Source organism: Streptomyces sp. NPDC043738 (assembly GCF_056436545.1).
In genome coordinates, this window is sequence record NZ_JBWKCJ010000005.1 from 156,290 (window position 1) to 167,994 (window position 11,705).

At 71.6% G+C, this 11,705-nt stretch carries 9 protein-coding genes; 1 reads left to right on the forward strand and 8 read right to left on the reverse strand.

Going from position 1 to position 11,705, the window contains the following annotated elements:
- Nucleotides 1-252 precede the first annotated feature (252 nt).
- From AC0680_RS09875 to ureA, 6 genes are all read right to left on the reverse strand, one after another.
- Nucleotides 253-1,644 (reverse strand): S28 family serine protease, encoded by a 1,392-nt coding sequence (locus tag AC0680_RS09875; protein ID WP_478626403.1) that lies wholly within the window; start codon nucleotides 1,642-1,644, stop codon nucleotides 253-255.
- Between the two features lie 98 nt (nucleotides 1,645-1,742).
- A complete protein-coding gene (locus AC0680_RS09880) occupies nucleotides 1,743-3,068 on the reverse strand; it encodes an MFS transporter (protein WP_478626405.1) in 1,326 nt (441 codons plus the stop codon).
- A 155-nt stretch (nucleotides 3,069-3,223) separates the two neighbouring features.
- The gene (locus tag AC0680_RS09885; RefSeq protein ID WP_478626407.1) at nucleotides 3,224-3,832 is read right to left on the reverse strand and encodes a TetR/AcrR family transcriptional regulator; all 609 of its coding nucleotides are present in this window, start codon (nucleotides 3,830-3,832) and stop codon (nucleotides 3,224-3,226) included.
- Between the two features lie 34 nt (nucleotides 3,833-3,866).
- The gene (locus AC0680_RS09890; RefSeq protein ID WP_478626408.1) at nucleotides 3,867-4,907 is read right to left on the reverse strand and encodes an agmatine deiminase family protein; all 1,041 of its coding nucleotides are present in this window, start codon (nucleotides 4,905-4,907) and stop codon (nucleotides 3,867-3,869) included.
- A 73-nt stretch (nucleotides 4,908-4,980) separates the two neighbouring features.
- Nucleotides 4,981-6,669, reverse strand: coding sequence for an urease subunit alpha (locus AC0680_RS09895; RefSeq protein ID WP_478626410.1), 1,689 nt, complete (start codon nucleotides 6,667-6,669; stop codon nucleotides 4,981-4,983).
- Nucleotides 6,666-7,370 carry an urease subunit gamma gene (gene ureA / locus AC0680_RS09900; protein WP_478626412.1) on the reverse strand — a complete coding sequence of 235 codons (705 nt, stop codon included), beginning with the start codon at nucleotides 7,368-7,370 and terminating at the stop codon, nucleotides 6,666-6,668. Before ureA ends, AC0680_RS09895 begins: the two co-directional genes overlap by 4 nt.
- A gap of 258 nt (nucleotides 7,371-7,628) precedes the next feature.
- On the opposite strand from ureA, the gene AC0680_RS09905 reads away from it, so the two are divergent.
- Nucleotides 7,629-9,086 (forward strand): cytosine permease, encoded by a 1,458-nt coding sequence (locus AC0680_RS09905; protein WP_478626414.1) that lies wholly within the window; start codon nucleotides 7,629-7,631, stop codon nucleotides 9,084-9,086.
- Between the two features lie 87 nt (nucleotides 9,087-9,173).
- Here the strand turns inward: AC0680_RS09905 and AC0680_RS09910 are convergent, their stop codons facing one another.
- Together AC0680_RS09910 and AC0680_RS09915 are read right to left on the reverse strand one after the other, a co-directional pair.
- A complete protein-coding gene (locus tag AC0680_RS09910) occupies nucleotides 9,174-10,262 on the reverse strand; it encodes a branched-chain amino acid aminotransferase (protein WP_478626416.1) in 1,089 nt (362 codons plus the stop codon).
- A 361-nt stretch (nucleotides 10,263-10,623) separates the two neighbouring features.
- Nucleotides 10,624-11,664 (reverse strand): 3-isopropylmalate dehydrogenase, encoded by a 1,041-nt coding sequence (locus tag AC0680_RS09915; protein ID WP_478626418.1) that lies wholly within the window; start codon nucleotides 11,662-11,664, stop codon nucleotides 10,624-10,626.
- Nucleotides 11,665-11,705: the final 41 nt, after the last annotated feature.

Here is an 11,705-nt window from a genome sequence, read left to right on the forward strand (position 1 = left end):
GGAATGACCGGTTCCACCGTCCCTCCATGCTCCCTCGCGCTCCGCCTCCGGTGAGTGGTGGGCCGGAAACGAAAAAACCCCTCGCGGGTGCGAGAGGTCTGCGCGCGGGTCTGGGACGACGGTGGCCGCGCCGTACTCGGGTCGTACGGGGCGGTCACTGCGGACCGGCGCGCCTGCTGCCAATAATCATGGCGAACGAGAGCACGGTCCGCAGTGTGCCATATCGGACGCACGGTGCACCGTGCGGTCTCACTATGCGGTCGGTCCGTCCACGCCGGCCCAGCGGCGGAGCGTCGTGGTGGCCCGCTCCCGGTCCCCCGGCGTCAGCTTGTCCAGGCTCATGTGGTGGCCTGCGTGCGGGGCCACGTAGACGTGGGTGTCACGGCTGCCGGGGCCGGTACGGAACGGATTGGCCCGGACGGGGTCGTTCCCGCCGTAGACGAACATCAGCTCACTGCCGTGGCGGCGCACCCAGCGGTCGATGTCGGGCATGGCCTGCGGCTGGAAGCGCATCGGGATGTTCCGCGGCACGAGGGTGCGGATCCGCTGGATTCCGGGGTGGCGCAGCAATCCGGCCAGCTGCGGTGCGGCCCGCTCGCTCATGCCGAGCTGGGTGCCCAGCTGGTAGAAGGACGCGGTGACCAGGGAGACGTAGAGGTCGGTGTAGCCCCAAAGGCTCATCAGGCCGTCGAACCAGGCGTAGAGCGCCGCGCCGGTCGCGGAGCGCCCGGGGATACGGCCGCAGCCTTCCTCTCCCTGCGCCATCCAGAAGCGCTCCGGCAGCATCAGCGTGGTGAATTCCAGCAGCCGGTCGGCGCCGCCGACGATGTGCAGGGTGTCGCCGTGGGCGGCGGCCGCGCGGGCGATACGGCCCGCCGTCTCCGTCCTGCGGGCTCCCAGCAGTTCGCGCTGGACGGCGGTGAGCGCCTCGCGGCAGGCGGGGCTGCCGACCCGCTCCAGGAAGCGGTCCTCGGCGGTGCCGTCCCGGTTGCCGGTGTTGTTGGGCGCCGAGTACGCCACGGAGCCGGCCACGTCGTGCGGGTAGAAGCGCCGGTGGTAGACCGTCGCCATCCCGCCCTTGCTGCCTCCGGTGGAGATCCAGGGGGCGCGGTAGATCGTCCGCAGCGCCCGCACGATCCGGTGGTGGTCGGTGGCCGCCTGCCAGATGTCGAGCTTGGTCCAGTCGGTGGGGTGGGGGGTGGAGCTGCCGAAGTACCGCTGCTCGACGCTGATCTGATTGCTCTTCAGGATCTCGGTCGGCTCGGCGCGCAGGGCGGGGTCCTGGTAGTCGAGGTCGTAGCCGTTGGTGTGCAGCACCATCGGCCGGTCGGTGGCGCGGTGCAGCAGGAACAGCCGCTGCTCGAAGGTGCCCCGGGCGGGGTGGCGGTGGTCGACCGGCTGGCGGTAGCGCAGTTCGATCGAGCGGTAGCCGGCCGGGGCGTGGTTCTCCTTGACCACCCGCATGCCGGGGATGGCCGAGAGTCGGGTGGAGAGGTCGCCGGCGGCCGGGCGGGCGGGAGCCGCCTGGGCCGCGGCCCCCGGGCCGTCGGCGGGCCGGGCCGTCGCCGCGGACGGGGCCGCGACGCCCGAGGCCAGCAGCCCCGTCAGCAGCAGCGGCAGGAGTGCGTACCTGAGGTTCTTCATGCCACCCAGCCAAGCGGCCGGGGGCCGGGGCGCGGATCCCCCGGGCACGGGAACGGCCTCCCCCGGGAAGGGGAGGCCGTTTTCGGCCGGGGGCCGCCTCAGTCGGCGGCGGGCGCTCCCACCGGCGAGCGGTCGGCGCCGGCGGCCGGCTTGCCGACCCGGTGCAGATCGATGGTGCGGGTCTCGCGCATCGTGATGTAGACGATCAGCGAGACGGCGGCGCAGCCGGCGACGTACCAGTAGTAGCCGGACTCGATGCCGCCGTCCTTGAACCACAGGGCGACGTACTCCGCGGTGCCGCCGAACAGCGCGTTGGCGATGGCGTACGGCAGCGCCACGCCCAGCGCCCGCACACCGGTCGGGAACAGCTCGGCCTTCACACAGGCGTTGATCGAGGTGTAGCCGGTGACCACGACCAGCGCCAGCAGCGAGAGCCCGAGGGCCGGCCAGAAGCTGCCGGCGTGCTTGAGCAACGTCATGATCGGCACGGTCAGGAACGTCGAGCCGACCGCGAAGGTGATCAGCAGCGGCCGCCGCCCGATCCGGTCGGAGAGCCTGCCCGCCACCGGCTGCAGGCACATGAACAGGAACAGCGCGCAGAAGCTGACCAGCGAGGCGGTCGGCTTGTCCAGGCCCACGCTGCCCGAGAGGTACTTGGTGAGGTAGGTCGTGTACGTGTAGTAGGCGACCGTGCCGCCCATGGTGAGCGCGATGACCAAGAACGCCTCCCGCTTGTGGGCCAGCAGCGCCTTGATGGTGCCGCGCGCGGGGTCGGCGTTGGCGCTGTCGTCCTCGGCGTAGACCTCGGTCTCCAGCATGTTGCGCCGCAGGTAGAAGACGATCCCGGCGCCCAGGGCACCGACGATGAACGGGATCCGCCAGGCCCAACTGTGCAGCGCCTCCTCGGACATCGTGCGCTGCAGGACGATCTGCAGGCCGAGGCCGAGCAGTTGGCCCGCGGTCATCGACACGTACTGGAAGCTGGAGGCGAAGCCGCGCTGCCCGGGAGCGGACGCCTCGGTGAGGTAGGTGGCGCTGGCCGCGTACTCCCCGCCGACCGAGAGCCCCTGCAGCATCCGGGCGATGAGCAGTACGGCCACTCCGCCATAGCCGGCGACGTCGTATGTCGGTGCGATGGCGATCAGCACCGCCGAGGCGGACATCAGCGTGACGGTCAGCGTGAGCGCGGCCTTGCGCCCCTTGCGGTCGCCGACCCGGCCGAGCAGCCAGCCGCCCACCGGTCGCATGAAGAAGCCGACGGCGAAAATCCCCATGGTGTTCATGAGGTTCGCGGTGTCATTCCCCTTGGGGAAGAACGAATCCGCGAAGTAGACCGCGAAACTGGCGTAGACGAACCAGTCGAACCACTCGACCATGTTGCCGGCCGAGCCGACCCAGATCTTCTTCCATTGCTCTCGTCCCATAGCCGATCACGGTCGCGGACGGGCGGTCCGTCGGCAAGGGCCGGGGCGGCAACGATCGCGCGTACTTGAGTGCGTTGTGTTCACGGGTGCGGTGCATGGCGGAGGGGCGGCGGGGGCACCACGGTGACGGGCGGCTTCCTCCCCCGCCCGCACCGTCACGGCGTGAGCGACTCGTCCAGGAACTCGTGTATGTGCTCGCGGACCTGGGCGCGGTCCGTGCCGGGGAGGCCGACGACGAGGTGGGTGCCGAAGCCGTCGAGGAGGGCGCGGATGCGGGTGGCGAGGCGTTCGGCGTCGACGGGGCGGAACTCGCCCTTCGAGGCGCCCTCGACGAGCAGGGCGACCAGGTCGCGGTGCCAGGCGAGTTCCAGTTCGAGCTGGCGCTCACGGGTCTCGTCGTCGGCGTTCTGGGAGCGGTTCCAGACCTCCAGCCACAGCGTCCAGCGCGGGTCGCGGTGGCCGTCGGGCAGGTAGAGGTCGATCAGCGCGTCCAGGCGTTCGCGGGCGGGGACGCGGCGGGAGAGGGCGGCCCGGCGCTCGGCGCCGAGCTGCTCCTCGCTCCACTGGAGGGTCTGCAGCAGCAGCTCGTCCTTCGTACCGAAGTAGTAGAGGATGTGGCCGCTGCTCATGCCGACCTCGCGGCCCAGTCCGGCCATGGTCAGCCGGTCCAGGCCCTCCGCGGCGATGGTGGCCATCGCCGCGGCCAGGACCTGCTCACGGGGCTGGTTGAGCCGGCGCCGGGGACGGCGCACGGGACCGGGCACGGGGACCTCCGGGTCGGCTGGGCGGGCCTGTGGGTCAGGCCTCGGGCTGCTGCTGGGTGATGCAGTGGATACCGCCACCCGCTGCGAAGATCGTACGGGCGTCGACGAGGGTGACCGTCCGGTCGGGGAAGAGCCGGCGGAAGATGGCGGCCGCCTCCTCGTCGCGCGGGTCGTCGAAGGCGCACAGCACCACGCCATCGTTGCAGAGGTAGTGGTTGATGTAGGAGTAGTCGACCAGCTCGCCGTTCTCCTCGATGACGGTCGGCGCGGGTACCTCGACGACCTCCAGCTGCCGGCCCTTGGCGTCGGTGGCCGAGCTCAGCAGCTTGACGATCTCGCTGCAGATCGCGTGGTCGGGGTGGTCGGGGTCGGGCTGGGTGTGCACGAGCACGGTGCCGGGGCGGGCGAAGGCGGCAACGATGTCGACATGGCCGCGGGTGCCGAACTGTCCGTAGTCCGCGGCCAGGCCGCGCGGCAGCCAGATCGCCTTGGTGGTGCCGAGGTGGGCGTGGATCTCGGCCTCGACCTCCTGGGCGGTGCGGCCGGGGTTGCGGCCCGGGTCGAGCTGGACGGTCTCGGTGAGCAGGACGGTGCCCTCGCCGTCGATGTGGATGCCGCCGCCCTCGTTGACCAGGGGGGTGGCGTAGCGGCGGGCGCCGGCCAGTGCCGAGACCTGCTCGGCGATCTTCTCGTCGAGGTCCCAGCGGGCCCACTCCTGGGCGCCCCAGCCGTTGAACACCCAGTCGGTGGCGGCCAGCGAGCCCTTGCCGTCGGTGAGGAAGGTGGGGCCGATGTCGCGCATCCAGGCGTCGTTCAGCGGGCGCTCGACGATCTCGATGTCCGCTCCGAGGAGGGCCCGGGCGCCCTCGGCCTGGCCGGGGCCGGCGACGACGGTGACCGGCTCGAAGCGGCGGACCGCGCGGGCGACACCGGCCCAGGCGCGGCGGGCCTCGGCCAGGGCCTCCTCGCCCTCCTCGCCGAAGGTGAAGTTGGGGCCGGGCCAGGCCATCCAGGTGCGCTCGTGGCGGGCCCACTCCGGGGGCATGCGGAAACCGTCGGCGACAGGGGTGCTCATGCGGGGGTCCTCAGGGTCTGTGGCGGTGGTGGCGGTGGATGGCCGCCGGTGGTGGGTGCACCGGCGGTGCGGTTCACAGGAAGTAGAGCCGGGACAGCGAGACGGTGTCGGCCGGCTCGGAGCGCATCGGGTCGCCGTCGAGGGTGACCAGTCCGCTGCGCCCGTCGACCTGGACCTGTCCGACCCGGGAGTTGTGGACGAGGTTGCCGGGGCCGATGCCCCGGGTGCCGCGGACGGCGACCCGGCGGCGGCGGGTGGGCAGGTGGTCGCCGCCCTGCTCGGCCGCGGCGCCCGCGACGAAGGCGACCGAGATCTCGGCGGGTGTCGCGCCGTGCGCCCCGAACTGCGGCCCGAGCACCAGGGGTTCGCAGCTGTCGGTGGCGGCGTTCGGGTCGCCGGTGACGCCGTAGGCGGGGAAGCCGGACTTCAGCACCAACTGCGGTTTGGCGCCGAAGAACTGCGGCTTCCACAGCACGATGTCGGCCATCTTGCCGACCTCGATCGACCCGATCTCGTGCGAGAGGCCGTGGGCGATGGCGGGGTTGATGGTGAGCTTGGCGATGTAGCGCAGCACGCGGGCGTTGTCGTCGTGGGCGCCGTCGCCCTCCATGGGGCCGAGTTCGGCCTTCATCTTCCCGGCCATCGCGAAGGTCCGGCGCACGGTCTCGCCGGCCCGGCCCATGCCCTGGGCGTCGGAGGAGGTGATGCCGATCGCCCCGAGGTCGTGCAGCACGTCCTCGGCGCCCATCGTCCCGGCCCGGATGCGGTCGCGGGCCATCGCGGCGTCGCCCGGCAGGTCGGTCTTCAGGTCGTGGACCGAGACGATCATTCCGTAGTGCTCGGCGACCGCGTCCCGCCCGAAGGGGAGGGTGGGGTTGGTGGAGGAGCCGATGACGTTGGGGACGCCGGCCATCTTCAGGACGTTGGGCACGTGTCCGCCGCCGCAGCCCTCGATGTGGAAGGCGTGGATGGTGCGGCCGTCCAGGACGCGCAGGGTGTCCTCGACGGTGAGGCACTCGTTGAGGCCGTCGCTGTGCAGGGCGACCTGGACGTCGTGGTCCTCGGCGACGCGCAGCGCGGTGTCCAGGGCCCGGGCGTGCGCGCCCATGTCCTCGTGGACCTTGAAGCCGCAGGCGCCGCCCTCGGCGAGCGCCTCGACCAGCGGGGCGTCGCCCGAGGAGGAGCCGCGGCCGAGGAAGCCGATGTTGACCGGCCAGGCGTCGAAGGCGCCGAAGGCGTGACCCAGCGCCCAGGGGGAGTTGACGCCCACGCCCCAGACGGGCCCGAACTCCTGGCCGATGATGGTGGTCACGCCGGAGGCCAGCGAGGCCTCCATGACGCGCGGCGAGAGCAGATGGACGTGGGTGTCGACGGCGCCGGCGGTGGCGATCATGCCTTCGCCGGAGACGATCGAGGTGCCGGTGCCGACGACCACGTCGACACCGTCGAGGGTGTCGGGGTTGCCGGCCCGTCCGATGGCGTGGATACGGCCCTGGCGGATGCCGATGGACACCTTGCGGATGCCCTGTACCGCGTCGATGACCAGGGCGTTGCTGATCACGACGTCGCAGGTCTCGCGGACCGCGGCCGCCTTGAGCAGCAGCCCGTCGCGGGCGGTCTTGCCGAACCCGGCCAGGAACTCGTCGCCGGGCTTCTGGGCGTCGGACTCCACCCGGACGACCAGGCCCGAGTCGCCGAGGACGACCCGGTCGCCGGCCCGCGGGCCGTGCACCGACGCGTACTCGTGGGGGTCGATGGTCATGCCTGCTCCTCCGCTCCCAGGTAGCCGCAGGCGGCGGCCCGCCGCAGCGCTTCCGTCTTCGCGCCCGGTGCGTCCAGCGGGCCGTCCACGAGACCGGCGAAGCCGATCGCGATCCGGGCCCCGCCGATCGGGACCAGACCGACCTCCGAGGCGCCGCCCGGGTCGAACCGCACGGACGAGCCGGCCGGGACGCACAGCCGCATGCCGTACGCGGCACCGCGGTCGAAGTCCAGCCGGGGGTTGGCCTCGAAGAAGTGGAAGTGCGAGGTGACGCTGATGGGCACCGTCGCGGTGTTGCGCACGGTGAGCACCACCGCGGGCTCGGGCTCCGGGTCGGCCGGGCCGGGGAGCACGGCGCCGGGCGCGGGCGCCTCGGCGCTCTCCCCGGCCGCCGCCCCGGCGCCGATCGGGTCGCTGACCACCGCGAGCCGGGAGCCGTCGTCGAAGACGGCCTCCACATGCACCTCGGTGACCACGTCGGCCACGCCCGGCAGCACATCGTCCGGACCGAGCACGCTGCGTGCCGCCTCGATGGCTTGAGCGAGGCGGCGCCCGTCCCGCGCCGCCTCGCAGACTGTGTCCGCGATCAACGCGGTCGCCTCGGGCACATTCAGCTTCAGTCCGCGGGCCCGGCGCGTCCGCGCCAGCTCGGCCGCGCCGAACAGCAGCAGCCGGTCGCGTTCCGTCGGGGTCAGCCGCATCCCGTCACACCTCCAGCTCGATTAGAGCATCACTCTAACCATGAAACTAGTCAACACGGAAGCATTGACCTACACGGCAGTGATGAGTCACATTGAGCGCTGTTCTAAACGGGCGATGAATAGAGCATCGCTCTAAATGATCTCGTACCGCCGGTCCGGCGCTGCGAGACCCGCTCACATCGAGCACTTCCACATGACGGAGCACTGCACGCAGAGCACTGCTCAGACACTGTTGTCCGGCCTCTCAGGGGAGCCCTCATGCCGATCGAACAACGCGGAGTCGACACCATCCCGGACGAGGAGCGCACCAGCGGTCCGCGCGACCTCATCTCGATCCTGCTCGGATCGAACCTCGCCCTCGGCGTGGTGATCTTCGGTTGGCTACCGGTCTCCTTCGGGCTCGGATTCTGGCCCTCGGTGACCTCCCTGGTGGCGGGCACCCTCGTCGGCACCCTGCTGACCGCTCCGCTCGCGCTGGTCTCGCTGCGCAGCGCCACCAACCTCTCCACCAGCAGCGGTGCCCACTTCGGCGTACGCGGCCGGCTCATCGGCTCGGTGATCGGGCTGCTGCTCTCGCTCGGCTACACCGCACTGACCCTGTGGGTCGGCGGCGACGCGGTCGTCGGCTGTCTGCACCGCCTGACCGGGCTGCCGACCGGCGGAGGGACCTACGCCCTGGTCTACGCCCTGCTCGCCGGCGCCACCGCCGTCGGCGCGGTCTACGGCTACCGGGTGCTGCTGCGGCTGAGCAAGGTGCTCGCCGTCGGCATGACCCTGCTGCTGGCCGTCGGCATCGTGGCGTACGCCGGCACCTTCACCACCGCCGCGCCGCACGGCAGCTCGTATCTGCTGGGCGGCTTCTGGCAGACCTGGCTGCTGGCCGCCGTCTCCGCGGGCCTGAGCGGCCCGATCGCGTTCATCACGCTGCTCGGCGACTACAGCCGCTACATCTCCCCCCGCCGGCACAGCTCGAAGAAGGTCTTCGGCGCCACCTGCCTGGGCCTGGTCGTCGGTCTTCTGGTGCCCCAGCTGTTCGGCACCTTCACCGCCCTCGCGGTCGGTGCGGGCGAGGACTACGCGGGCCCGCTGGTGGCCGGCGCCCCGTTCTGGTACCTGGCGCTGCTGCTGCTCAACGCCTCGGCCGGCTCGGTCGGCAACTCCGGGCTGATGCTCTACAGCATGGGCCTGGACCTGGACGCCATCCTGCCGCGCGCGACCCGCACCCAGGCCACCTACGTCGTCGCCGCACTCGCGACCGCGCTGGTCTACGCCGGCCACTTCCTGTGGGCCGCGCAGGACGCGATGACCTCCTTCGTCCTGCTGATGACCGCGGTCGGCACGCCCTGGGCGGTGATCACCGTGATCGGCTTCACCCGCTGCCGCGGCGCGTACGACGCGGAGTCCCTGCAGGTCTACAACCGCGGCACGCGCGGCGGCGTGTACTGGTTCACCGGCGGCTGGAGCGTCCAGGCGGCCGTCGCCTGGGCGCTGGGCTCGGTGGTCGGCCTGATGGCGGTGGCCACGCCCCTGTACGAGGGCCCGCTGATGGCCTATACGGGCGGCATCGACGTCAGCTTCCTGCTCGCGGCCGCGGTGGCCGGTGCGGCCTACCTGGCCCTCACCGCCCGCGATCCGCGCCCGGTCCCGACGCTGCGCCCCCTTCCCCCCACCTCCTCCCCCACCGCCCCCACGGAAGCGTCCGCGGAGGCCGGCTGAGCCGACGTGACCATGACCGAGGCCGCCCCCGACCTGATGTCGGCGGCGGCCTCGGTCCTGTCCGGGGAAGCGCCCCGGAGCGGCGGGTCAGCCCAGCTGGTGCATCCAGCCGTGCTTGTCGTCGGCGACACCCCGCTGGATGTCCAGCAGCGCCTCGCGCAGCTTCAGCGTGACCTTGCCCGGCTCGCCGTCGGACTGCGTCCACTCGCCGCCCGCGCTCTTGACCGTGCCGACCGGGGTGATCACGGCGGCGGTACCGCAGGCGAAGACCTCGGTGAGGGTGCCGTTCTCGGTGTCGGCCCGCCACTGGTCGATGGAGACCCGGGCCTCCTCGGACTCGAAGCCCAGGTCACGGGCGACGGACAGCAGCGAGTCACGGGTGACACCGGCCAGCAGGGAGCCGGTCAGCGTGGGGGTGACGATCTTGTCTCCGTACACGAAGTACAGGTTCATGCCGCCGAGCTCCTCGACCCACTTGTGCTCCACGGCGTCGAGGTAGGCGACCTGGTCGCAGCCGTGCACCGCGGCCTCGGCCTGCGCGAGCAGCGACGCGGCGTAGTTGCCGCCGGTCTTGGCGTCGCCCATGCCGCCGGGGACGGCACGCACCCGGTCCTCGGACAGCCAGATGGAGACCGGCTTGACGCCGCCGGCGAAGTACGCGCCGGCGGGCGAGGCGATCACGACGAAGAGGTACTCGTTGGCGGGCTTCACGCCCAGCCCGACCTCGGTGGCGATCATGAAGGGCCGCAGGTAGAGCGACTCCTCGCCGCCGTGCGCGGGCACCCACTTCTTGTCCTGCTGGACCAGCAGGTCGCAGGCCTCGATGAAGGTCTCGACGGGCAGCTCGGGCATGGCCAGACGGCGCGCGGAGGCCTGGAAGCGCCGGGCGTTGGCGTCGGGCCGGAACATGGCCACGGAGCCGTCGGGCTGGCGGTAGGCCTTGAGGCCCTCGAAGATCTCCTGCGCGTAGTGCAGGACGTTGGTCGCCGGGTCGAGGGAGAGCGGCCCGTACGGCACGAGCTGCCCGTCGTGCCAGCCGCGGCCCTCGGTCCACCTGATCGTCACCATGTGGTCGGTGAAGTGGCGGCCGAAGCCGGGGGCGGCCAGGATCTGCTCCCGCTCCGCGTCGGACAGCGGGTGCGAGGAGGGCTTGAGCTCGATCGTGGGCGTCGTCATGAATGCATGTCCTTCACTGCGTGATCCGATACCGCGGGTTGTCCGGCCCAGCCCTCCGGCCGGGGGTGGGTGGGGTCGGCCCCCACCGTGCGGCACCGGTGCGGTCTGTGGCGGCCGCGCCCACCGGGATCCTGAACGTACCGGTCGTTACTGGGACGTCCGAGTTTCTCGCGGGCGGCGACGCCACGTCCGATTATCGCTCGTGGGTCTCCGCCGCCGGAACCGGTGTGCGCGGTCCGCGTCCGATGGTCGCACCCAACCGGGCGGTAGCCCAGAGCGGGTCAACGCGGACAGCGCCGGTGCCTGGACGCGGTGTCCTGGCCCGGCGCTGTTCGTGGGTGGCGAGGTCGCGCTGCGGGCCTCAGCCCGCTACTCGCGCGGCGAGGGCGTCGCCGATCTCGTCCGTGGTGCGGGCCGCGCCGTCGCGCGCCTCCAGGTCGGCCGCGACGGCCTCCTCGATGCGGGCGGCCTGCGCCTCGAAGCCGAGGTGGCGCAGGAGCAGGGCGACCGACAGGATCGTCGCCGTCGGGTCGGCCTTGCCGGTGCCCGCGATGTCCGGCGCGGAGCCGTGCACCGGCTCGAACATCGAGGGGAACTGGCCGGTCGGGTTGATGTTCCCGGAGGCGGCCAGGCCGATACCGCCGGTGACGGCCGCCGCGAGGTCGGTGAGGATGTCGCCGAAGAGGTTGTCGGTGACGATCACGTCGAACCGCTCGGGCTGGGTGACGAAGAAGATCGTCGCCGCGTCGACGTGCAGATAGTCGGTGGTGACCTCGGGGTACTCCTGGCCGACCCGGTCGAAGATGTTCTTCCACATGTGGCCCGCGTAGACCAGGACGTTGTTCTTGTGAACCAGCGTCAGCTTCTTGCGGGGGCGGGCGTTGGCGCGCTCGTAGGCGTCGCGCACCACGCGCTCGACACCGTAGGCGGTGTTGACGCTGACCTCGGTGGCGACCTCGGCCGGCGTGCCGGTGCGCAGCGAGCCGCCGTTGCCCGTGTACGGGCCCTCGGTGCCCTCACGCACCACGACGAAGTCGATGTCGGGGCGGCCGGCCAGCGGGGTGGCGGTGTTCGGGAAGAGCTTCGACGGGCGCAGGTTGACGAAGTGGTCGAAGGCGAAGCGGAGCTTGAGCAGCAGCCCGCGCTCCAGCACACCGGACGGGACGGACGGGTCCCCGATGGCGCCGAGCAGGATCGCGTCGTGCTGCTTGAGCGACTCCAGCTCCGCGTCCGGCAGGGTCTCGCCGGTCGCGTGCCATCGCTTGGCACCAAGGTCGTACTCCTTGGTTTCCAGCTTGACGTCCTGCGGGAGGACCGCGCTCAGGACCTTCAGGCCCTGGGCCACGACTTCCTGGCCGATACCGTCACCGGGGATCACTGCGAGGCGAATGCTGCGAGACATGTTTGGACCTTACGCCCCGTCCCATCGCTTGACACGTAACG